This is a genomic window from Neoroseomonas lacus (assembly GCF_014644535.1).
Taxonomy (GTDB): Bacteria; Pseudomonadota; Alphaproteobacteria; order Acetobacterales; family Acetobacteraceae; genus Neoroseomonas; species Neoroseomonas lacus.
Genome location: NZ_BMKW01000007.1, coordinates 219,281 through 242,376, shown reverse-complemented (window position 1 = coordinate 242,376; position 23,096 = coordinate 219,281). Strand labels below are relative to the sequence as shown.

17 protein-coding genes are annotated in these 23,096 nt (G+C 69.4%); 11 read left to right on the top strand and 6 right to left on the bottom strand.

Annotated elements, in window-relative coordinates:
- Positions 1-59: 59 nt before the first annotated feature.
- From IEY36_RS15390 to IEY36_RS15380, 3 genes are all read left to right on the top strand, one after another.
- Entirely contained in the window at positions 60-2,321 is a 2,262-nt protein-coding gene (locus tag IEY36_RS15390) for a DUF3141 domain-containing protein (RefSeq protein ID WP_188968142.1), read from the top strand.
- A 190-nt stretch (positions 2,322-2,511) separates the two neighbouring features.
- Positions 2,512-2,937 carry a DUF1622 domain-containing protein gene (locus tag IEY36_RS15385; RefSeq protein WP_188968141.1) on the top strand — a complete coding sequence of 142 codons (426 nt, stop codon included), beginning with the start codon at positions 2,512-2,514 and terminating at the stop codon, positions 2,935-2,937.
- Positions 2,934-4,631, top strand: a complete 1,698-nt coding sequence (locus tag IEY36_RS15380; protein ID WP_188968140.1) for a SulP family inorganic anion transporter — start codon at positions 2,934-2,936, stop codon at positions 4,629-4,631. The genes IEY36_RS15385 and IEY36_RS15380 overlap by 4 nt, the downstream gene beginning before the upstream one ends.
- A 235-nt stretch (positions 4,632-4,866) precedes the next feature.
- Here the strand turns inward: IEY36_RS15380 and IEY36_RS15375 are convergent, their stop codons facing one another.
- The 4 genes from IEY36_RS15375 to IEY36_RS15360 are packed head-to-tail and all read right to left on the bottom strand — an operon-like array spanning position 4,867 to position 9,777.
- Positions 4,867-6,087 carry a M20/M25/M40 family metallo-hydrolase gene (locus IEY36_RS15375; RefSeq protein ID WP_188968139.1) on the bottom strand — a complete coding sequence of 407 codons (1,221 nt, stop codon included), beginning with the start codon at positions 6,085-6,087 and terminating at the stop codon, positions 4,867-4,869.
- Entirely contained in the window at positions 6,084-7,133 is a 1,050-nt protein-coding gene (gene add, locus IEY36_RS15370; RefSeq protein WP_188968138.1) for an adenosine deaminase, read from the bottom strand. Before add ends, IEY36_RS15375 begins: the two co-directional genes overlap by 4 nt.
- Complete coding sequence (locus tag IEY36_RS15365) at positions 7,133-8,767, bottom strand: gamma-glutamyltransferase family protein (protein WP_188968137.1); 1,635 nt, start codon at positions 8,765-8,767, stop codon at positions 7,133-7,135. Before IEY36_RS15365 ends, add begins: the two co-directional genes overlap by 1 nt.
- Positions 8,768-8,769: 2 nt before the next feature.
- Entirely contained in the window at positions 8,770-9,777 is a 1,008-nt protein-coding gene (locus IEY36_RS15360) for an MBL fold metallo-hydrolase (protein WP_188968136.1), read from the bottom strand.
- Between the two features lie 234 nt (positions 9,778-10,011).
- Here IEY36_RS15360 and IEY36_RS15355 point away from each other — a divergent pair, with 234 nt between their 5' ends.
- The 5 genes from IEY36_RS15355 to IEY36_RS15335 all read left to right on the top strand — a co-directional run bounded on the left by IEY36_RS15355 (position 10,012) and on the right by IEY36_RS15335 (position 16,949).
- The gene (locus IEY36_RS15355; protein WP_229681341.1) at positions 10,012-11,196 is read left to right on the top strand and encodes an efflux RND transporter periplasmic adaptor subunit; all 1,185 of its coding nucleotides are present in this window, start codon (positions 10,012-10,014) and stop codon (positions 11,194-11,196) included.
- A gap of 12 nt (positions 11,197-11,208) precedes the next feature.
- Entirely contained in the window at positions 11,209-14,292 is a 3,084-nt protein-coding gene (locus IEY36_RS15350; protein ID WP_188968135.1) for an efflux RND transporter permease subunit, read from the top strand.
- Positions 14,293-14,371: 79 nt separating this feature from the next.
- On the top strand, positions 14,372-15,433 hold the full coding sequence (locus IEY36_RS15345; protein ID WP_229681340.1) for an amidohydrolase family protein: 1,062 nt from the start codon (positions 14,372-14,374) through the stop codon (positions 15,431-15,433).
- Positions 15,430-16,539 carry an amidohydrolase family protein gene (locus IEY36_RS15340; RefSeq protein WP_188968133.1) on the top strand — a complete coding sequence of 370 codons (1,110 nt, stop codon included), beginning with the start codon at positions 15,430-15,432 and terminating at the stop codon, positions 16,537-16,539. The genes IEY36_RS15345 and IEY36_RS15340 overlap by 4 nt, the downstream gene beginning before the upstream one ends.
- Positions 16,536-16,949 carry a Rieske (2Fe-2S) protein gene (locus tag IEY36_RS15335; protein ID WP_188968131.1) on the top strand — a complete coding sequence of 138 codons (414 nt, stop codon included), beginning with the start codon at positions 16,536-16,538 and terminating at the stop codon, positions 16,947-16,949. The genes IEY36_RS15340 and IEY36_RS15335 overlap by 4 nt, the downstream gene beginning before the upstream one ends.
- Positions 16,950-17,149: 200 nt before the next feature.
- Here IEY36_RS15335 and IEY36_RS15330 read toward each other — a convergent pair whose 3' ends face one another.
- Positions 17,150-18,085: an alpha/beta hydrolase gene (locus tag IEY36_RS15330; protein ID WP_229681339.1), complete on the bottom strand. Its 936-nt coding sequence runs from the start codon at positions 18,083-18,085 to the stop codon at positions 17,150-17,152.
- A gap of 137 nt (positions 18,086-18,222) precedes the next feature.
- On the opposite strand from IEY36_RS15330, the gene IEY36_RS15325 reads away from it, so the two are divergent.
- Entirely contained in the window at positions 18,223-18,537 is a 315-nt protein-coding gene (locus IEY36_RS15325) for a hypothetical protein (RefSeq protein ID WP_188968129.1), read from the top strand.
- 859 nt (positions 18,538-19,396) lie between these two features.
- On the opposite strand, the gene IEY36_RS15320 is transcribed toward IEY36_RS15325, so the two are convergent.
- Positions 19,397-19,711 (bottom strand): hypothetical protein, encoded by a 315-nt coding sequence (locus IEY36_RS15320; RefSeq protein WP_188968127.1) that lies wholly within the window; start codon positions 19,709-19,711, stop codon positions 19,397-19,399.
- Positions 19,712-19,949: 238 nt separating this feature from the next.
- On the opposite strand from IEY36_RS15320, the gene IEY36_RS15315 reads away from it, so the two are divergent.
- Positions 19,950-21,755: a S1 family peptidase gene (locus IEY36_RS15315; protein ID WP_188968125.1), complete on the top strand. Its 1,806-nt coding sequence runs from the start codon at positions 19,950-19,952 to the stop codon at positions 21,753-21,755.
- A 21-nt stretch (positions 21,756-21,776) separates the two neighbouring features.
- A complete protein-coding gene (locus tag IEY36_RS15310; RefSeq protein ID WP_188968123.1) occupies positions 21,777-23,081 on the top strand; it encodes a hypothetical protein in 1,305 nt (434 codons plus the stop codon).
- Positions 23,082-23,096: the final 15 nt, after the last annotated feature.

Sequence of the window (23,096 nt, the reverse complement as noted above, 5' to 3'; positions counted from 1 at the left end):
CGGCGTGCGAGAATGCGCTTTGTCCGATGGCGCCCGCGCGCCGCGACCGGAGAGATATCATGACGCCTGACCTCGGCCCGTTCCCCTGGGGCGCCTATGCGCTGGACGCCTGGCAGCGATCGGTCATCTTCCTCGATGTCCTGCGGGCGCGCGGCAATGCCTTCCTCGAACACGAGGACGACCCGATGCGCAACGTCCTCGATTTCGGCTTCGAAGTCGTGATGGATGGGCGCGACCTGCCGCGGCCGGTGAATTACTGGGTCGCGCGTGTCACCCCGCCCGCTGGCACACTGCCCGCCGACCCGCTCAACCGCGCCTTCATCGTCATCGACCCGCGCGCCGGCCACGGCCCGGGCATTGGCGGCTTCAAGGCCGACAGCGAGATCGGCGTGGCCATGGCCGCCGGACATCCCTGCTATTTCGTCGGCTTCCGCCCCGAGCCCGAACCCGGCCAGACCATCGAGGACGTGGTCCGCGCCATCGCCGCCTTCGCCGAGGAAGTCGGCCACCGCCACCAGGTCGCGGATGGCAAGCCGGTGGCGATCGGCAATTGCCAGGCCGGTTGGGCACTGCTGATGGCCGCCGCCATCCGCCCCGAGGCCTTCGGCCCACTGCTGATTGCCGGCGCGCCGGTTTCCTATTGGGCCGGCGTGCCGGGCAAGGCGCCGATGCGCTATCTCGGCGGCCTGCTCGGCGGGTCCTGGCTGACCGCGATGACCGGCGATCTCGGCGGCGGCATATTCGACGGCGCATGGCTGGTGTCGAATTTCGAGAGCGGCAACCCGGCGAATACCTATTGGACCAAGCAGTACGAGGTCTGGGCGGATGTCGACAGTGCCGCCGATCGCTATCTCGGCTTCGAGAAATGGTGGGGCGGCCACGTCAAGCTGAATGCCGCCGAGATGCAATTCATCGTCGACGAACTCTTCGTCGGCAACAGGCTCGCGACCGGCGAACTCACCTTCTCCGACGGAACGCGGGTCGACCTGCGGGCCGTCACCTCGCCGATCATCGTCTTCTGCTCGGAAGGCGACGATATCACGCCGCCCGCGCAGGCGCTGTCCTGGATCACCGATCTCTACCCGGACCTGAACGACCTGCGCACCCACGGGCAGACCATCGTCTATTCCGTGCATGGCAGCATCGGGCATCTCGGCATCTTCGTCTCGGGCGGCGTGGCGCGGAAGGAACACGCCGAGTTCGCATCGAACATGGACATGATCGACGTGCTGCCGCCGGGCCTCTACGAAGCCGTGCTGCATCCCGACAACGATGCGCCGAAGGATCATGGCGCCTGGCTTGCGACCTTCGAGGCGCGCGACATGTCCGACCTGGCCGTTCATGGCGGCACCAGCCCCGAGGATGAGAAGCGCTTCGCCGCCATGCGTCGCGTGTCGGAAACGAACCTCGCCCTGTATCGGGAATTCGCCCAACCGGCTCTCCAGAAACTGGCGACCCCCGCGGTGACGACGGTCTCGGCACAGCTGCATCCGGCACGCCTCACCTACACGATGTTCTCCGATCGTAATCCCTGGATGGGCTGGGTGCGCTGGGCCGCGGAGATGGCCCGCAGCAACCGCACCCCGGTCGCCGAGGACAATCCGGGCCGCGCTGCCGAACGCCAGGTCTCGCAACTCGTCACGCAGACGCTCGAGGCCTATGGCCGCCAACGTGACGCGTTCAGCGAGCAATTCTTCCAGAAATTCTATGCGTCACCGCTCGTGCAGGCCGCGACGGGCGTGGCAGCCGCGAGCGCGCCGCCGCGCCTGCGTCCTGGCGATTCCCCTGACCACCAGCAGTTCATCGCCCTCGCCACAGAGCGTCTGCGTGCCGGCATGACGGAAGGTGGGCTGCGGGAGGCGGTGCTGCGGGCGCTGCTCTGGGTTCGCCTGCCCTTGGCCTTGGCCGATGAGCGCAGCTTCGGCGTGATCCGCCGCCTGCGCCGTGAATACGGGGTGCAGTCCCTGCCGCTGCCCGAGTTCAAGCGAATCGTCCGCCAGCAATTCTTCATGCTGATGATCGATGAGGCCCGCGCCATCGAGACGCTGCCGGCCTTGTTGCCGGACAATGCCGAAGAGCGTGCCGGGGCCTTCGCCATGCTGCAGGCCGTCGTGAATTCCGCGGGTGCGCCGCCGGAAGAGGTGCGCGCACGCCTGCTGGCGATGGAACAGGTCTTCCTGGTCGAGGAAGCGCCGGCACCGGTCGCGCCCGAGCCGCGCCGCCCAGTCGTCGAAGCCGTGGCCGCTCGGGTGAGCCGTCCGGCCAAAATGGTCGCGACGGCGCGACGCCGGGTCCGGCCGACCCCCGAGACCGGCGGCTGACCGACGGCGCCGCCAGCCTTCGCCGGCATGCTGACGCGACCTGCGTGCGCAGGCGGCCTGCGCCATCGCAATATGGTCGCGATGCGCGTCAATATAGATGTCGCGGCTACGAACCCGGGCTGGGTGCGTGGATGCCGTGAGCGCTTCGTCGCGGGACGATCGATCCGCGACCGCGACGGGAGGCCAGGGGATGAACGTCACCGCGTTGCCCGAGGAGTTCGAGGCGGCAATCAGCCTCGCGGCATCCTGGTTGAAGTTGGGCATCGAGGGTGTGAGCATCGCCATCATCCTGGTCGGCGCGCTGGTCGCGCTGACGCGGCTGGTCGGACGGCAACGGGCACAGGCGGTGCGCATGGGCCTCGCGCGCAACCTTTCGCTGGCGCTTGAATTTCAACTGGCGGCCGACATTGTCGGCACTGCCGTCTCCCCGGATTGGGACCAGATCGGCAAGCTTGCCGCGGTCGCGGGGATCCGGACGTTCCTCAACCATTTCCTGCAGCGGGAACTCGCCACCGATGACGGTGCGCCGCCCGACGCCGGCGGCCGCCGCGACGAGGCCGATCGATCGCCTCGTGACCCCGCCACCATGCCGGCGAAGCCCATCGAATCGCCATGAGCACCGCCCTGACGAGCCGCCTGCAAGCGTTGTTGCCGCCATTCGGTTGGCTAAAAGGGTATCAGCGCGCCTGGTTCGGGTCGGATCTGATGGCAGGCATCACGCTCGCCGCCTATGCCGTGCCGGTGGCCTTGGCTTACGCGACGCTGGCCGGCCTGCCCGCGCAAGTCGGTGTCTATGGCTACATGCTCGGCGGGCTCGGCTATGCACTGCTGGGCTCCTCCCGGCATCTCGCGATCGGGCCCACATCGGCCATCTCCCTCATGGTCGCGGGCGCGGTCGGCGGCATGGCGGCGGGTGATCCGGTGCGCTACGCCGCCATCGCCAGCCTGGCAGCCTTCACCGTCGCACTGCTCTGCCTGATCGCCTGGGCGCTGCGGCTCAGCGTGCTGGTCAAGCTCATCAGCGACAGCATCCTCGTCGGCTTCAAGGCCGGCGCCGGCATCACCATCGCCATCACGCAGTTGCCCGCCCTGTTTGGCGTCCCCGGCGGCGGGCAGAACGTGATCGAACGCGTGGTGATGCTGGCCGGACAATTGCCCGGCCTTAACCCAGTCACGCTGGCGGTGGGGCTCGCGGCTCTCATCCTGCTGGTCCTCGGGGGGCGGATAATGCCGGGGCGGCCGGTGGCACTTGGCGTGGTGGTGCTGTCGATCGCCGCCGCCGGGCTGCTCGGCCTCCAGGCGCATGGCGTGGCGGTGACGGGCCTGATCCCCTCGGGATTGCCGGATCTCGGCCTGCCCACCTTGCGACTGACCGACGTGGAAGGTGTCTTCCCGCTCGCCGCCGGCTGTCTGCTGCTCGCCTATATCGAGGGCGTCTCGGCGGCGCGCAGCTTCGCCGAGAAGCATGGCTACGTGCTCGACCCACGGCAGGAATTCCTTGGAATCGGTGCGGCGAACCTGCTGGCCGGGCTGGGGCATGGCTATCCGGTCGCCGGCGGCCTGTCGCAATCCGCGGTCGCCGAGAAGGCGGGTTCGCGCACGCCGCTGACACTGCTTTTCGCCGCCGCGACCCTCGCCCTGTGCCTGTTGTTCCTGACCGGATTGCTGGCCAACCTGCCGAAGGCAACGCTCGCGGCGGTGGTGCTGACGGCCGTCGCCGGGCTGATCGATCTGCGCGAGCTGCGCCGCCTCTGGTGCGTCAACCGCACCGACTTCGCCGCCGCGGCGGTGGCACTGGCGGGCGTCCTGCTGCTCGGCATCCTGCAGGGTATATTGCTGGCGGCGCTGGCCTCGGTGCTCATGATGCTGCTGCAGACGAGCCGGCCGCATGTCGCCTTCCTCGGGCGCATTCCCGGCACGACGCGGTACGGCGACATGCTCCGCCATCCGGAGAACGCGCCGATCCCGGGCGTGATCGCCTTCCGCCCCGAGGGCTCGATGCTCTACGTGAATGCCGAGACCGTGCTCCAGGCGGTGCTGGCGCGACTTGCCGCGCAGCCGGCCGGATCGGTGCGGCTGGTCGTCTGCGATCTTTCGGCCGCGCCGCATCTCGACCTGGCCGCGGTCGCCATGCTGCGGAAGCTGCATGCGACGCTGGGCGGACAGGGCATTCGGCTGGCCGTCACCGGGCCGCACGGCGAGGTGCGCGACCTATTGCGCCGCGACGGATTCTCCGACCTCGTCGGCGGGATCAACCGCGACGTCACGCTCGACGCCGTGCTGGCCGAGGCGGAGCAGCGCCGCGGCTGACGAGGCTCCGGAGACCCGTCGATGCCGGCCGCCATGCCGCTGCGCCGCTTTGAGGAACGACCCATGCCAGCGGTACGAAGCTCTGCCTCGTGCCGAGGCCGCGGCCCGTCGGCGGTCTGGCGAAAGCCAATCAAGCCGAAGGTGTGCGCGTCACGCCCAAGGGCTGCCTTCGGCATGAGGCGTCCGGGGGCCTGATAAGGCGGATACCTGCGGCCGAAGCGTTCGGCCGTTGGTGTCAGCCGATGCCCTCCATCCCCGCCAGCGCGAGAATCGCCGCGAGCGTCGTGCGCATGCCGCGCAGGCTCTCCTTGGGCTCGACATCGAGCCATTCCTCAAGCGAATGCGCCCGTCCGCCGCGCCCGCCGGCGCCAACCTTCAATGCAGGAATGCCGAGGCTCATCGGCACATTCGCGTCGGTCGAGGAGAATTCGAATTGCGGCGCGTATCCCTCCGCCGCGACGGCCGCCGCGGCGATGTCACGGATCGGCGACCCGGCTGGGGTTTCGCCGGCCGGGCGGTCGCCGACGCGGGCGATCTCGGCAGTGATCACGCCGGAGGCGGTCGAGCGCGCGGCATTCTCGGTCGCCACCGCGTCATCGACGATCGCGAGGAAGCGTTGATCCAGCCGTTCAAGTTCGACAGCCGAGGCCGAACGCAGATCGACCTCGATCGTCACCGCATTGGCGATGGCATTGATCGAGGTGCCGCCCGAGACGACGCTGACGCAATGCGTCGTCGGCGGGAATTTCGGCACCTCCACGGCGGCGAGGCCGCGCGCGGCTTCGGCCATCGCATACATCGGGTTGACCAGGCCGAAGGCGGCATAGGAATGCCCGCCAGGCCCGCGGAAGGTCACGCGATAGCGCCGCGAACCGACGCCGCCCGACACGATGTGCTCGACCTGCGGGCTGTCCACCGTCAGGAAGGCCTGGATGCGCGGGCGATGGCGCGACTGCGCGAACAGATGCCGCACGCCGCGCAGATCGCCGAGACCTTCCTCGCCGACGTCACCAACGAACAACAGATCCTGCCGCGTGCGAATGCCGGCGGCGTCGAGCGCGCGGATGAAAGCGAGGTTGACCGCGAGCGACCATGTGTCGTCGCTCACCCCTGGGGCGAACAGCTTTGTCCCTTCGCGGCGTACGCGCACATCGGTGCCGGCAGGAAACACCGTGTCGAGATGGGCGGCCACCACAAGGATCTCGCCATTGCCGAAGCCGCGGCGGATGCCCATCACATTGCCGATCTCGTCCTGCTCCACCTCCTCCAGCCCATGGGCGCGCAGCATGGCGAGATAGGCCCCCGCGCGCTGCTCCTCGCCGAAGGGCGGCGAGGGGATTTCGGTCAGGGTAATGACGTCGGCGACGGTGCGGTCATGTTCGGCGGCCAGGGTCTCGGCGGCCTTGGCGAAGCGGGCATCGGCACGGATGGCGGCGATGGTCTCGGAAGCATTCATGTGGCGGTATCCAATTCTGCGCGGAGCCGGTCATACTCCGCGGCGAAGGTGGCGGCGAGGCCGCGCTTGTCGTCCTCGGGAATGAAGGCGCCGAGGATGCCGTTCAGCATAAAGCGACGCAGATCGTCGAGGTCGAAGCCGAAATCCTCGACCATCATGCGCCAGCAGCGTTCCGGGTCGATGCGATGCAGCGGCGGGTCGTCGGTATTCGGGTGGATCAATAACCCCGCGCCCGGCATGCGCCGGATCGGGTGGTCGAGCGCCCAGCGATCCGGCGGCAGCGTGCGCAGGTAGTATGAATTGGTCGGCACCACGGTGAAGACGATGCCGCGCTCGACGCAGCGCTGCACCAGCGCCGGATTGTCGAGCACCGTATAGCCATGGTCGATGCGCTCGACCTCCAGCAGGTCGATCGCGGTCTCGATGTTGCGCCAGTGGCAGCCGAATTCGCCGGCATGTGCGGTCAGCCGGAAGCCGGCGCGCTTCGCCGCGCGATACGCCTTCCAGAAGGCCTCGGGCGGGCCGTCATTCTCGCGGTAGTCGATGCCGAGGCCGATGATGCGGTCGCGCCGATGCGCCGCCATCCACCCGACCATCTCGGCGGCTTCCTCGGGCGTCGCCTCGCGGTCGATGGACGGAATCAGTAGGGCCGAGATCCCGTGGTCATGCTTGGCATCGTCGAAGGCGGCGAGGATCGCATCCGCCCCGGCGGCATAGGGGATGCCGGTGTCGCGCGTCGCACCGGTCGGGTTCCAGAAGATCTCGGCATGGCGGACGCCCTGCGACGCCGCATCCTCCAGATACTCATAGGCGATGCGATGCAGATCCTCCGGCCCGCGCATGATGCGCTGCTCCAGCGCGCGCAGGATGTGCAGCACGCCCTTGGGTTCGGCATCGCGCCTGGCGAGTTCAGCGACTTCGTCGGCGCTGTATCCAGCGCCCTGCCGCCCGGCCATCTCGGCCAGCGTGTTGAGCCGGATAGCGCCGAGCAGATGCACATGCAGTTCCACCTTCGGCAGGCGGCGGCAGAATTCCGACAGGTCCATCACGCAATCCCCGCCGGATAGCCATCACGCTGCGGATCGGCGGCCCCTTCGAGCGCGCCGTCCCACATAGCGATGCCATGCACGCCAGCGAAGGCATAGGTGGTCGGCACGCGCTTCACGCTGTAGCCATCGGCGACCAAGGCGGCTTCCGTCGCGCGCGGGATGCGCAGCGAGAGGTCCAGCGTCGCGCTCGTGGCGCTGACGCGCGGCGCCAGCACCGCTTCCTGAATCTCCATGCCGAAATCCAGCAGGTTCACCAGCACCTGCGCCAGCGCGACACCGATCCACGCGCCGCCCGGCGCACCGAGCGTCGCGACGGGCGTTGCACCCTCCATCACGATCAACGGCGACATCGACGAATACCGCCGCTTGCCCGGCGCATAGGAGGTCGGGCGCCCGGGCCGTGGGTCGTACCAGTTCATCGCCCCGTTCAGCATGAAGCCGAGCCCCGGCACCAACACGCCGGAGGGCACGCCGAGCGTATGCGTCACCGACACCACCAGCCCCTCGGCATCGACGCAGGAAATCGTCGTGGTGCCTTTCGGTTCCGCACCGACGCGCGCCAGGTCGGCGCGCTCCCCGCGCCGGATGCGGGCTGCTGCCTCGGCCGTGTTGGCGTCGCCCAGCAGCAGGTAGAGTGGCACCGGCACGAAATCCGGATCGCCGACATGGGTGTCCTTGTCGATCCCGGCGATCTTCATCGCCTCGGCCAGCACGGCGATCATCGCCGCGCTGTTGTGCCCCATCGCCGGCAGGTCGAAGTGCTCGAGAATGCGCAGCATCTCACCGATGAACACGCCCCCAGCCGGTGGCGGCGGCAGCAGCAGTGTCCGGCCGCGATAGGGCACGCGCAGCGGCGCGACCCGCCGGCTGCGCACGGCGGCGAGGTCCGCCTCCGTGATCAGCCCGCCATGGGCGGCCATGTCGGCCGCTATGCGCCGCGCGATCTCGCCCTTGTAGAACGCATCGACCCCCTCGCGCGCGATGATGCCAAGCGTTGCGGCGAGTTCCGCATTCACGATGCGCTCGCCCGGCCACTTCGGCGTGCCGTCGGCGCGCAGATACAGCCGCGCGCCTTCCTCGGTCAGTGCCAACTTCTTCGCGGTGTTGACGCGACCATAGGCGGTCTCGTCCATGGCCATCATGGTGTGGACGTGCGGGCGCACCATCCAGCCGCCCCGCGCGCAGTCGATCGCACCATCGAACAACCCCGACCACGGCATCCGCCCGAAGGCGGCATGGGCATCCGCGAATGTCCGCAGGATCGACGGCACGGTCACCGCCGTGCGCCCCATCTCGTTCACCGCGCCGCGCAGCACGAAGCCGTAGCCATCCGAACATTCGCGTTCGAACAGGTTCGACCACATGGCGGCATGCGCGCCCGCCGGGCAGGGGGAAAGTCCGTCGAAGACGATCTGCTCGCCGGTCTTCGGGTCATGCACGGTCATCACGCCCAACCCGCCGATGCCGCACATCATCGGGTCGACCACGCCCTGGGTGAAGGCGCAGGCAAGCGCGGCATCCATCGCATTGCCGCCGGCGGCGAGCACGGCCGCGCCGGCCTCCACCGCCTCTGGCTGCGGGGCGACGATCATCGCGCGTGGCGTCGGGATGCGGCGGGCCGGGCGCGCCATGGCTATCTGCGCCCCCAGGCGATCACGCCGTCAGCGTCGGGCAGGCGTTCGACGCGACCAGTCTCCTCCAGCCGCCGCAAATGCGCGAGCGCCTCACCCAGCCCGAAGCCGAGGCTGCGATCGTCGAGCGGCCGGCGGAACAACGCGGGCAGCAGAGCATGGGTGGTGGACGGGTTGCGGCAGGCTTCCGCCAGCGCGTCGAGCCGCTCCGCATGGTGGGCGGCCAGCGCATCGAGCCGCGCATGCAGCGGCGTGAAGGGTTCGCCGTGGGATGGCAGCACCAACGTATCGTCGGGCAGCGCGCGGAAGCGTTCCAGCGTGGCGAGAAAGGCGCCGAGCGGGTCGGCCATCGGCTCCCCCGCGTGCAGGCCGATATAGGGGGTGATCCGCGGCAGGATCTGGTCGGCGGCGATCAGCACCTTCAGTTCCGCGCAGTACAGGCAGGCCATGTCCGGCGCGTGGCCCTGCCCGGTCATCACCCGCCAGTCGCGTCCGCCGATCGTCACCGTGCCGCCATCGGCGATGGCGCGGAAGGCGCGCGGCAACGGCGCCACTGCCTTGGCGTAGAGCGCCCCCCGCCGCAGCAGATAGGCGCTGTAGGCCTCCGGCGCCCCGGCAATGCGCGCGAATTCCGCCTGCTGCTGCAGCATGTCCGTGCCGGTGTCGTACCAGACCGCGCGCGCCTGCAGCCATTCGATGCGCGTCATCATCGGCGTGAGCCCGTGCTCGGCCGAGAGCCAGCCCATCAGCCCGGCATGGTCGGGGTGGAAATGGGTGACCAGCAGCCCGGTCAGCGGCCGGTTGCCGAAGGCCTCGCCCGCCATGGCCGTGCGCCAATGGCTGCGCGTCTCGTCATCGGCGATGCCGGCATCGATGGCGAGCCAGCCATCGCCATCCTCCAGCAACCAGACATTCACATTGGACGGCGGGAAGGGCAGCGGGAAGCGCATCCAGCGCAGGCCCGGCAGGATGGTGCGGGCCTCGCCCGGAAGGGGGATGTCGGTGTTCATGTGGGCCCAGCGTGGCCCGGCCGGGCCGGGGGCTCAATCCCCGATGCGGACACGGCTGCCGCCGGACCGCCATGCACGCCACGGTAGCATTGCGGCTCCTGATGATTATCTCTGATGCCGAGCGGCGGTACTTGCAAAATTTCGATACATTTTCTGTATTATTCTTCGCCTTGGGCTACTTGCCGGCGGCCTGCTGCAGTGCATCAATAGGGGTCAATGTCCGGCTGAAGGCTGATGACGATGACCCGATCCGGGCGCGTGGTGTTCTTCCTCGCCGTGGCTGCGGCCGGCGCCGGCGGTTGGTACTGGTACCAGCATCGCGCAGAAATGACGGCGGCGGCGACGCCCGCACGCCCCGTGGGCGCCCCGGTTGTCGCCGTCAGCACAGAGCCGGCTCAGCGTGGCCCGCTGCCGATCGAGATCATCGCCAACGGCCTCGTGGTGCCCGAAGCCGTGGTCACCGTCCGCCCCCGCGTCGATGGCCAGATCGAGCGCGTGCTGGTCGAGGAAGGCCAGATGGTCCAGCAGGGCGACCCGCTGTTCATCCTCGACTCCCGGCTGAACGAGGCGATCCTCGCCCAGCAGGAAGCCCAGCTCGCCCGTGACCGCGCGCTGCTCGCCCGCGCCCAGGCGGATCTTGTACGCTACCAGTCGCTGCGCGGTGAAGGCTACACGGCGGCGCAGCGTTTCGAGCAGGCCCAGGCCGATGCCGCTTCCGCCCAGGCCGTGGTGCGCGCCGACGAAGCGCTGACCAGCCAGACCCGCCTCGCCATCGAATTCGCCTCGATCCGAGCCGAGATGGCCGGCCGGCTCGGCTCGCTGCCGCTGCGTCCGGGCAATTTCGTCCGCCAGGCAGAGAATGTCGGCATGGCGACCATCACCCGCATCGATCCGATCCTGGTGCAGTTCTCGGTGCCCGAGCGCTGGCTTGGCGAAATCCGCGCCGCCATGGCCGCCGGCGGCGAGGGGCCGCTGGTGAGCGTGGTGCCCGGCGATTCCACCGCGCCGCCGACCGAAGGCCGGCTGATCTTCGTCGACAGCACGGTCGACACCCAGACCGGCACCATCATGCTCAAGGCACGCTTCGCCAACCCCGAGCGCCTCCTGTGGCCGGGCCAATACGTGCGCGTGACGCTGGTGCCGCGCATCGAGGCCGATGCGCTTTCGGTGCCCGCCGCCGCGCTGCAGGTGGGGCAGCAGGGGCGCTTCGTCTTCCTGATGGAGGACGGCAAGGCCAAGCGCCAGCCGGTCGAGCTGGTGCGCATGAATGCCGGCCGCGCCGTGCTGAGCGGGGAGCTGCGTGCCGGTGACCGGGTGATCGTCGAGGGCGCCCAGCGGGTCGCCAACGGCATGCGGGTCATGGAACGCCGCCAGGGCGAGGCCCCCGCGCCGCAACGCGTCTCCCAGGCGACGCCGTAGGGAGCCGCGGCGATGAACATCTCCGAACTCTGCATCCGCCGGCCCGTCATGACGGGGCTGCTCGCGGCCGCTGCCATCATCGCCGGCATCGTCGGCTATATGAAGCTGCCGGTCGCCGCCGTGCCGCGCGTCGACTTCCCGGTCATCACCGTCTACGCCAACCTGCCGGGGGCGAGCCCGGAGACCATGGCGACCTCGGTTGCGCTGCCGCTGGAACGCGAATTCTCGACCATCGCGGGCATCGACCAGATCTCCTCGCTGAACGGGCAGGACACGACGCAGATCACCCTGCAATTCGTGCTGAACCGCAACATCGACGCCGCCGCGCAGGATGTGCAGGCGGCCCTCACCCGCGCGCAGCGCCGGCTGCCCAGCGAAATGACGACGCCGCCGTCATACCGGAAGGTCAATCCGGCCGATGCGCCGGTGCTGCTGCTGACGCTCGAGACCAATGGCGACGTGCCGCTGTACCGGCTGAACGACATCGCCAGCACCATCGTCGGCCCGGCGCTCTCGCGCGTGCCGGGCGTAGCGCAGGTACAGGTCTTTGGCGAACAGCTCTATTCGGTTCGGGTGCGCCTTGACCCGGACCGCATCGCCTCGATGGGGCTCAGCTTCGACCAGGTGCAGCAGGCGGTGGCGGCGGCGAATTCCAACACGCCGATCGGCCTGCTGCAGGGTCAGCACCAGCAGCTTTCGCTGCGCGCCAATGATCAGCCGCAGGATGCCGCGGCCTTCGGGCAACTCGTCGTCGGCGGGCGCAACAATGCGCCGGTGCGGCTCGCCGATATCGCCCGCGTCGATGACGGGGTGCAGAACCAGCGCGTCGCCTCCTGGCGCGACGGGCGCCGAGCGCTGGTGCTCGCCGTGATGCGCCAACCGGACGCCAACACCGTCGATGTCGTCGATGGCGTGCGGGCCTCGCTGCCGGCCCTGCGCGCGGCGCTGCCGCCGGGTGGCGAGATCGGCGTCATGCTCGACCGCTCCGCTTCGATCCGCGCCGCGGTGCATGACGTGCAGGAAAGCCTGCTGATCGCCATCGGCCTGGTGGTGCTGGTCTGCTTCCTGTTCCTGCGCCGGGTGAGTGCGACGCTGATCCCGACCGTCGCCGTGCCGATCAGCCTCTGCATCACCTTCGGGCTGATGTATGCGCTGGGCTATGGCATCGACAACGTCACGCTGCTTGGCCTGACCATCGCCGTCGGGCTGGTCGTGGACGACGCTATCGTCGTGCTCGAAGCCGCGGTGCGGCACATGGAGAACGGCATCGCGCCGATGCAGGCGGCAATCCGCGGGGCGAAGGAGATCGGCTTCACCGTCATCTCCATCACCCTGTCGCTGATCGCCGTCTTCCTGCCGATCCTGCTGATGGGCGGCGTGGTCGGGCGCGTGTTCAATGCCTTCGCGGCGACCGTCTCGCTCGCCGTCGTCGCCTCCTGCGTGGTGTCGCTGACGATCACACCGCTGATGGCCTCGCGCCTGCCGGCGCATGCGAAGCCGTCGCGGCTCGATGCCTTCCTGGAGAAGGGCTTCGTCGCGGTGGAGCGCGGCTATGCGCGGATGCTCGATGCGGCGCTGCGCTGGCGGTCGCTTGTCTGGCTCGCCTTCATTGGCTCGGTGGCCGCGGCGGTGTGGCTCGCCGTGATCATTCCCAAGGGCTTCTTCCCGGTCGAGGATACCGGCCTGCTGACGGTCAGCACCGAAGGGCCGCGCGGCGCCTCGATCGATGCCATGGCCGAGATGCAGGGGCGCGCCAGCCAGATCCTGCTGGCATCGCCCGATGTCGTCTCGGTGGTGTCGAATGTCGGCGCGGTGGGCGGTTCCGCCTCGATCAACCAGGGCCGGTTGTTCGTCGAGCTGAAGCCGCTCGGCGAACGCCCGCCGATGCCCGAGGTGGTGCAGCAGCTGCGCCGGCAACTCAACGTGATCCCGGGGCTGCGCGTCTTCGTCAACCCGATCCAGAACATCAGCTTCGGCGCGCGCGCCTCGCGCACACTGTATCTCTATACGCTGCAAGGGCTGCGGCTCGATGAGCTGTATGATTGGGCGCAACGCATCGAGACGCGGCTGCAGCAGCTGCCCGATCTGCAAGACGTCAACACCGACCTGCAGCTCGACAGTCCGGTGGTGCAGGTGACGGTGGACCGCGACCGCGCCGTGCTGCTCGGCGTCAGCCAGGACCAGGTGCGCCAGGCGCTCTATTCAGCCTTCGGCAGCCGACAGATCTCGACCATCTTCGGCCAGGCCAATGCCTATCCGGTGATCCTCGAGGCCCTGCCGGAGGACCAGCGCGACGAGAGCGGCCTCGCCAAGCTCTATCTGCGGTCCAATACGGGACGGTTGGTGCCGCTCTCGGCGGTGTCGCGGCTCGACCGCGGCTCGGGTCCGCTGACGGTCGGACACCAGGGGCAGTTGCCGGCGGTCACCATCGGCTTCAACACCGCGCCGGGCGTCTCGCTCGGCCAGGCGGTGGCGGCGATCCAGGCGGTCGAGCAGGATCTTGGCATCCCGCCCACCATCGTCACCGGCTATACCGGCACGGCGCAGATCTTCCAGCAGGCGGCGGCCGGGCAGGGGATGCTGGTGCTCGCGGCCATCCTGATCATGTATCTCGTGCTCGGCGTGCTCTATGAAAGCCTCATCCATCCGCTGACCATCCTGTCGGGCCTGCCGGCGGCGGCGCTTGGTGCCTTTGCCACGCTGCAACTATTCGGGCTCGACCTGTCCGTGATTGCGGTGATCGGCACGCTGTTGCTGGTGGGGCTGGTCAAGAAGAACGCCATCATGATCGTCGATGTGGCGCTGACCCGACAACGTGCCGGCGTGCCGGTGTTCGAAGCGGTGCGCGATGCCTGCCTGTTGCGCTTCCGCCCGATCATGATGACCACGCTCGCCGCCGGCGCCGGCGCCATCCCGATCGCCGCCGGCTGGGGCGCGGCGGCGGAATTGCGCCAGCCGCTGGGCCTTGCGGTGGTCGGCGGGCTGGTGGTCAGCCAGGCGCTGACGCTGTTCGTCACGCCGGTGCTGTACCTGGCCTTTGACGGGCTGGCGCGGCGCTTCTCGGTCGGCCACGGCGCACCGATGCCGGCCGAGTAACGCGCCCGGGGCTTGCGGCGCGCGCCGCGAAGCGGGAGGCTGCAACCAGGCGCCCCGATAGCGGGCGCGTGGAGGAGCCGTGACGACCGCCGCCATTGATTGCGACCTGCATCCCGGCGTGCCCGGCATCGCTGCCCTGATGCCCTATATGGATGAATACTGGCGCCACACGCTGGTGGAACGCGGAATCCAGGTGTTGGAAAGCGCCTCCTATCCGCCCAACGCGCCGTCCTCCGTGCGCGGCGATTGGCGCGGGGCGAATGGCGCGGCGCCGTCGACGGTCGGGCAGTTGCAGACGCAGGCGCTGGATCGCTGGGGGGCGTCGATCGGCATCCTGAATCCGTTGTTTCCGGTGCAGTTGCCGTTCAGCCGTGACATGTCGGCGGCGATGGCGCGCGCGGTGAATGATTGGGTGCGGGCCGAATGGCTCGATCGCGATGACCGGCTGCGCGCCGCCATCCTACTGCCCAATGGCATCGAGGAAGCGCTGGCGGAGATCGAACGCCTCGCCCCCGACCGCCGCTTCGTGCAGGCGATGGTGCTGTGCATGGGGGAGGTGCCGCTCGGCCGGCGCGAATGGTGGCCGGTGCATGCGGCGCTGGAGAAGGCCGGGCTGCCGCTCGCCATCCATGCCGGGAGCGCTTGGCGGCATCCGCCGACCTCGGTCGGCTGGCCGTCCTGGCATGTCGAGGAATATGTCTCGAATGCCTATGGGTTCCAGGCGTCCCTGGCCTCGCTGCTGACCGAGGGCGTGTTCGGCAAGTTCCCCGGCCTGAAGGTGGTGCTGGTCGAGTCCGGCGTTACCTGGCTGCCGGCCTTCCTGTGGCGGCTGACCAAGTCGTGGAAGGGCGTGCGCTTCGAAGTGCCCTGGGTGGACCGCCCGCCGGCCGAGATCATCCGCGACCATGTCCGGCTGACGGTGCGTCCCTTCGATGCGCCGGAGGATGCCGACACCATCGCCCGGCTGCTCGACCACATGCGGTCCGACGAGATGCTGCTATGGGCGACCGACTGGCCGCATGCGCATTTCGAGGGTGATGCCACCGTCCCGCAAGGCCTGCCCGCCGGGCTGCTGCCGAAGATCATGGTGGATAATCCGCTCGCGACCTATGCTCGGCTCAGGGAAGGAGGCACCACATGAACCTCGTCCGTCCGATTGCCGCCCCGGGGAAGCCGGCGGCGGCCACGCTGGGGCTGGTGGATGTCGATATCCATCCGCGCGTGCGCGACCTGTCCGAGTTCCGGCCGTTCCTGACCGAGGCCGTGTGGCACCGGCTGGTGACCTACGGCATCCATGCGCGGCATGGTTTCGCCAAGGGGTATCCGTTTCCGAAGGCGGCGCCGCTCGCCTGCCGTCGTGATGCCTGGCCGCCGGGCGGCGGGCCGCCGGCCTCGGACCTGCCCTTCCTGCAGGAACAATTGCTGGACCGGTATGGGCTGGATGTCGGGGTGCTGAACCCGTTGCAGCCCTCGGGGCAGGGCGATGTGAATGACGCGTTTTCCGTCGCCATGGCGCGCGCGGTGAATGAATGGCAGGTCGAGCACTGGCTGCGCCATGAGCCAAGGCTGCGCGGGTCGATCGTCGTGCCCTATGAGGACGGCCCCGCTTCGGCCGCCGAGATCCGGCATTGGGCCGGTGACCCGCGTTTCTGCCAGGTGCTGCTGATGAGCCGGACCTCGGAACCGCTCGGCCGGCAGCGTTATTGGCCGATCTATCAGGCCGCCGCCGAGGCCGGATTGCCCGTTGGCATCCATGCTTTTGGCTATTCCGGCCATGCCATGACCAATGGCGGCTGGCCTTCCTTCTACATCGAGGAAGTGCAGGAACATGCGACCTCGGCCCAGGCGCAAGTCGCTTCGATGGTCGTGGAAGGCATTTTCGAGCGCTTCCCCGGGCTCCGCGTCGTGATGATCGAATGTGGCTTCGGTTGGATGCCCGCACTGGGGTGGCGGCTCGATGCGTCGTGGAAGCGGCTGCGCGATGAGGTGCCGCATCTCAAGCGCGCGCCATCGGAGTACCTGCGCGAGCACGTCTTCGTCTCGACCCAGCCGATCGAGGAGCCGGAACGGCCGGAACACCTGCTCGACACCATGGAATGGATCGGCTGGGACCGCATCCTGTTCGCCTCGGACTACCCGCATTGGGATTTCGACGATCCCCGCCTCGCCATCCCCGGTTTCATCCCGGAGGAGAAGCGAGCGACGATCTATGGCGGCAATGCGAACCGGATCTACCGCTTCCGATGACGCGGCATGTCGTGGCGCCGGTCGCCGAGATTCCGCCCGGGGCGCGCCGCGTGGTCGAGGCCGCGGGTAAGCGCATCGTGGTGTTCAACCTTGAGGGCGACTTCTTTGCGCTGCTCGACCGCTGCCCGCATCAGGGCGGGGCGCTGTCGGGCGGCATCCAGTGCGGGTTGACGCTGTCGGATGAGCCGGGGTGGTATCACTTCTCCCGCGCCGGCGAGTTCATCCGCTGCCCCTGGCATCAATGGGAATTCGACATCCGCACCGGCAAATCCTGGTTCGACCCGCGCCGGATCAAGGTGCGGCCGTTTCCGGCCGGGGTGGCGGCGGGGGCCGAACTGGTCGAGGGGCCGTACCAGGCGGAGACGGTGCCGGTCCGGGTCGAGGAATCCTACGTCGTGATCGAGGCGTGACGGGCGGCGTCTCGGCTGCCGGAATGGCTAAGCTGTTGAAGCGCCACACTTCAAGATTTTAGGATTTTAAGTGCCTGGCGGCGTTTCGCGGCAGCAGGCGCAGTTCGCCGCCTGATGGGTGAACATAGCAGGAACAGGACGCAGGAATCCAGCATACTGATGCGCCCCCGGCGCCCCCGGCGCCCCCGGCGTCACCGGGGTCAGTGCACGAGCGCGAAGCGCATCGCCATGTTGATCGCCTGCGGGAGCATTGACATGTGGGTCTCGTGCGGGATTTCCTCGACGGTGACGGCCACGCCGAGCGGTCGCAGCCGGTCGGCCGTCTCGCGCACATTCTCGAAATGCCGGGTCGCCTGCAGCCGCGCGAGCCGCGCCGCGGCATCCGGCTGGTCGCGCTGGAAGGGCGCGAGATGGCGTTCATATTCGCCCACCGCCATCAGCAGCCGGGGCGTGCCGCGCTGTTCGGCGGGCATCGCGGCGAAACGGCGCTCGGCGGCCAGCACCGCATGGTCTTCCCAGTAGATCGAGGGACTCATGGCGATCCAATGGGTAAAGGCGCGCGGGGTAGTGAACAGCGCGGTCAGTACGAAGAGGCCACCGAAGGAATGGCCGAAGATCGCCTGTAGCGCCGGGTCGAGCGCCACGCGCGCGGCGAGGAAGGGCTTCAGTTCGGTCTCGATGAAGCGCAGAAAATCGAGCGCACCGCCGGTGCGTACCGGCGGGCCGTCGGGGCGGTGCGGCGGGTAGCTGCGGCCCGGCGGCGGCGAATAGTCCCAGGAGCGGCGAACGCTGTCATAGGCCGCCTCAGTGGGGTAGCCGATGCCGACCAGCACCGCGTCGCGGATGCCTGTGCCGGCGGGCCAGGCGGCCTGCACGCGCAGCGCATCGGTGGCGGTGCCCATGACGGCGTTGGCGTCGAGCAGGAAGAGCGCCGGCCAGCCGGCGGCGGGCGGCGCGCCCGGCGGGATGCGCAGGAAGATGCGCCAGGCGGGGCCCCCGGCGCGCGGTGCGAGATCGATGGCGCGCAGGCCTGCGATGGGGACGGGGTTGCCGTCCTCGGCGTGTGCGAGGATGGGCGGGAGGAGCCCCAGCAGACCGAGGGCGGCACGGCGCGATGTGGGGAGGGAGTGGGTCACCTGAGGATTTTTTATTGAGAGTAAGTTGCAGTCGCATAAACTAAGGGGGGCGGCAAGGGCGAGGGGGAGGCAGTTTGCGCGGTCGCGGTGGTATCGGGGTCATTCCGCCGGGGCGTGCAGTCGATTACCTTGCACGCATGACGCACACCGCCTCGCTTGCAGCCATCCTGGCGCTGCTTGCCGCCAGTTCCTTCGCCGCCGGTCGCGCCCAGGCGCAGCCCAGCATCGGGGCCGCCCCGCCGGGCAATCCGGTGACCATCGCGCAGCGGGTGATCCATGCGAATTTCGAGCGCGTGGTGTGCGGGCATGTAACCGAGGCGCAGCGGCTGCCAAACGGGTCGATCCACAGCATCTGCAATACCGGGGAGGTGTTCCGGGTGTTCGAGATTGGCGGCCAAGTGGTGGCGATGCGCTGCGCGGCGGCGGCGCGGTATGGGGTCGAGGGCTGCTAGGGCGTGATTGGTTTGCCATCATTCACCAATCCCGCTCTGACCGATTGTCTGGTCGCGTGATTCAGACCTTCGGCGCATCCGAACCAGCGGTCACCACGCGCCAGATGGCGTGGACACCCGACTCAGCCACAGGATGGTTGCGGCGAGTGTGATGCCGCCGAGGGCCTTCCTGGCGGGTTTCTCGTCGAGGATTGCGACCCGTCGAAACGGCTTGAGCCTGCCGGTTCGGCATTCGATCAGGTGACGCTGTGCGGCTAGGTGCCTATCGGCATGGTATCCGCGAGCGCGGGATCGGTTGATCGGCATGGCGGCGATGGCGCCCCTCTCCGCAAGGGCCGGACGGAGAGAGGGTCGCGGTCCATGCCTCATTGGCCGTGAGGACCTCTGCTGGAGGCCCGTCGAACATCTCATGGGCCAGGCCACGCTGCGGGGCGGTCAAGACAGAAGGCATCCGGCAGGTCGCGCCATGGACGCCGACGTCGTGTCGGCCTGGGCGGTCAGTCCGGTGTCGCGGGTGACGGTGCAGCCGGCAGGTTCGGTATGGCGGGCGCGCCGGAGGGGGGCTGGTGATGCGTAGAAATTCGAGTAAATAAACAAATTGTTTAAACACAATAGCTTAATCTATCTAACTTAAATTTCTACTTAAAGAAGGCGATGTGGTGCGTCTTGCTCGGGTGGCGTGATCCGCAGGGCGGCTGATTGTCGCGAAAACGATGATCTGCCGCGGATTCCGCGGTCCCGGCAATTGGCGGCCGCGCTGGAGCAGATCCCGATCAGTGGAATCACCTGATCGGGCGAAGATTATCGAAAGAACAGCAGGTTAGAGAGATTTCGTGGGCGAGGGCGAACGGAAGCCGCGCTAGCACCCATGCAGGCGGCGGCAGGACAGGTATTGCTGGAAGCAGCGCTGCATGCAGCCCGCCCGATCGGTCGGGGTGAAGGCGGGGGCGCTCGGGTTCATGCTCCACATCGGCGGGCAGGCCACCTGGCAGGCGCCCTGCTGCGACAGGCAGGCATTGGCGAGTGGCGCCGCGCAGCGTGACGCCGGCGCGGCCTGAGCGGTCCCCGGCGGCTGGCTGAGGGGCGCGCCCAGCGGCGGTGGTTTCGTCGTGGGCAAGCCCTGCGCCAGCGCCGGTGCGGCGAGCAGCAAGAGCAGCGGCAGGATGCGGCGCATCGCGTCAACCTCGTTCAGGCGGCGGGACGGGCGACCCTCGCCGCCCCGACGGAGCGTCGTCAATCACGGCCGACGCGCCGGATGAAGTGCTTCATGACACATCCCGGTTGCGCCACCGCAAGGTCGCCTTCGCCATGGCGAAGCCATTCTCCGTTGAGAACATGCCACGTACTATCATCACAACCGGCGCGGGATTCGGACGCGCCGCCACAATGTCCGGTTCGGAGCCGACCACAGCATGGCGAGTCCGCGCTTCATCCTGAAGACCGAGCTCTCGGGGCTCGAACCGGTCGCCGTGGGCGGCGCCGCGGTGCTCGACGCCGATGCGCGGCTGCGCGCGCTGCTCGGGCCCGACCGTGCGAGGCTGTTCGCCGAACCGGTGATCACCTGGGGCAATGGGCGCAATCCGGGCTCGGTATCCTGGTATGCGGTGGCCGGAGGTGACCCGGTGCCGCTCGCCGCGCTGCCGCCGGCGCGCCGCGCCGCGGTGGAACAGCGGCTGGCGGGGGAATTGGCCGCGCTGGCGCCGCTGATGGGCGACCCGCTGCTGCGCGGGGCGCTGGTGCTGGCGGGGCCGGATTCCATTCTGGCCGTCGATGACCGGCCGCTGATCACCGGCTGGGGGTTGGCGCCGCCGGATGCGTTGCGCGACCCGGCAAGCCGGCAGGCGCATTTGCGCGCGATCTACGGCGCCGCGCTGCCACCTGCATTGTTGGCGGAGGGTGCGCCGGCGCCGGAGACCCCGCGCGCCGCGCCGCCGCCGCCGCGCCCGGCCCCGGCCGCGATGGCGCCGCCGGTCGCGCCGATGGCTGCCGTCGCCGCCGTGCCGGTGGCCACGCGCGCGGTCTCCTCGGCGTGGAACTGGTGGCTGTTGCCGGTCGGCGTGCTGGTGGCGCTGGTGTTTCTTGGGCTGGGCTTCTGGCTGGGTTGGCAATTGATCTCGGAACGCATCGCCGCGCAGCGGCTGGTCGCCCATGTCGCGGATTCATCGCGCATCGATGACCAGGTGACGCGCCAGCGCGCCACCAATGATGCCTTGCGCGTCGAGATCGAGCAGGCGCGCCAGCAATTGCAGGGCGATGTCTGCCGGCCGGAGGGTTTCGGGCAGTCGCCGCTGACGCCGCCGCAGATCACGCCGATGCAGCCTTCCTCGCTGCCGCCGACGCCGGCCGGGCAGCAGGCCTTCCAGGGCACGCTGATCGAGATGCTCGACCAGGCGACGGTGCTGGTGCTCGGGCCGCTGGCCAATGGGCAGGGGGTGGGCACCGGGACTGGCTTCGTCGTCGCGCCGGGGCTGGTGGTGACCAATGCGCATGTGGTCGCGCCGCTCGACCCGGCGCGGATCTATGTGGTGAACCGGCGGCTTGGGCGGCCGGTGACGATGTCGGTGGTGGCGCAGACGCCCGACCCGGCGCCCGGCAAGCCGGATTTCGCGCTGCTGCGGCTGCCGGCCGATGCGCCGGCGCTCGCCCCGCTGGGGCTGACGCGGGTGGCGAGCCGGCTTGATCCGGTGATCGCCGCCGGCTTCCCGCAGGCGATCATGCAGACGGATGCGAATTTCACCGCGCTGCTGGATGGCAATATCCGCTCGATCCCGGAACTCGCAGTGACGGATGGGCTGGTGAGCGCGGTGCAGAACCTGCCCTCGGGGTTGGTGGTGATGCCACATACGGCGGCGATCAGCCGGGGCAATTCGGGCGGGCCGCTCGTAGATCGCTGCGGGCGCGTCGTCGGCATCAACACCTTCGGCTTCTTCAATGCGGAGCAGGGGGAGCGGGTCTCCTACGCGCAGAAGGAGGATTCGCTGGTCGCCTTCGTGACGGCGAATGGCGTGGCGGTGACGGAACTGACTGGGGCGTGCCAGCCGGCCGCGGTGGCGCCGGGGCCAGCGCCCGCGGCGCCCGCGCCGACGCCGGATGCGGCGCCGGCCGCTGTCGCGCCGGCACCCGGTGCGCCCGCCGTGCCGCCCGCGGCGGCCCCCGCGACGCCGGCACCCGCGCCGGAGCCCACCGCGCCGCCGGCCGCGCCGGCCGCGCCGCGCTGAGCGGGAAAGGCGGGATCCCACGTGGACGAGAGCCTGATTGCCACCACGCTGAACCGGGACCTGCTGGCGCAGGGCGTCGGTGGGCAGCTGGCGGTGCAGCATTGGGAACAGCTTACCCAATATCTGAGGCGCGCGCTGACGGCGCGGCATGCCGCGCTGTTCGCCGAGCCCAATCCGGACCCGGAGAAGGGCAGCATCGACTGGTATGCGCCGGGCGCGGGCCCGGCGGTGGCGCTGACCGACCTCGACCCCGCCGCGCAGGAAGCCGCGCGCGGGCTGCTGATGCCGATGGTGGCCGAGATCCAGGCGGCGGCCGGGCGGTTGCGCGAGTCGGGCAGCGAGGGCGAGCGCTTCCTGGGCGAATTGCTGCGCCTGGCGCTGGAGATACCGGACCCTTCGGCGATCCGCGTGCGGGATGGCGTGCCCGTGCTGGCACCCTGGGGGCATACCCTGGCGGGGCCGGGCGGGATGCGCGAGCTGCTGGTGAAGATGATGCCGGTGCCGGTGGCGCCGATGAGCATTGTCGGCCCGCCGGCGGCGGTGGCCGTGGCGTCGCGACGGGTTTGGCCGTGGCTGCTCGCCTTCCTGCTGACGTTGTTGATGCTGTTGCTGGCGCTGTGGCTGTTGTGGCGCGATCCGTTCGGGTGGTTCGCGACCCCGCAGGCGCAATGCGTGGCGCCTGAGGGCGAGGTGGCGCGGCTCGACACGCTGCGCGAGGAGGAGGCACGCGAGGGGGCGCTGCGCGCCGAGCTGGCGCGCATCGTCGCCGAGGCCGGGGAGCGGCGGCTGCTGTGCCGCCCGCCGCCACCGGCGCCGCGCCCGCCCGAGCCGCCGCGGCCACCGGAACCGCCGCCCCAGCCACAGCCACCGCAGCCACAGCCACCGCAGCCGCCGCCCCAGCAGCCGCCGCCGGAGCCGCCGCGAAATACGGACCTTGACCGGGCCGACCGGCAGGGTGCCAGGCGGGGGCGGACACAGGTGATCCTGGCCTGGGATGACCGCAACGACCTCGACCTCGCGGTGATCTGCCCGAGCGGGCAGCGGATCGACTTCCGCAACCGGGCGGCCTGTGGCGGGGCGCTCGACATCGACCGCAACGCGGCGGGCGGGCCGACCACGCGCACGCCGGTGGAGAATGTGGTGTTCGACCAGAACCCGGCGCCGGGGCGGTATCGGATCGTGGTGGATTACTTCGACCGGGCGGATGGGCCGACCACGCCGTATCGCGTGACGGTGCGCCAGGAGGGGCAGCCGGACCGGGTTATCGCCGGCACGGCGCGGCAGGGGCAGCGCGACCAGGTGGTTGGGGAGTTCACCGTGCCATGACCCGCGCCCCGTCAC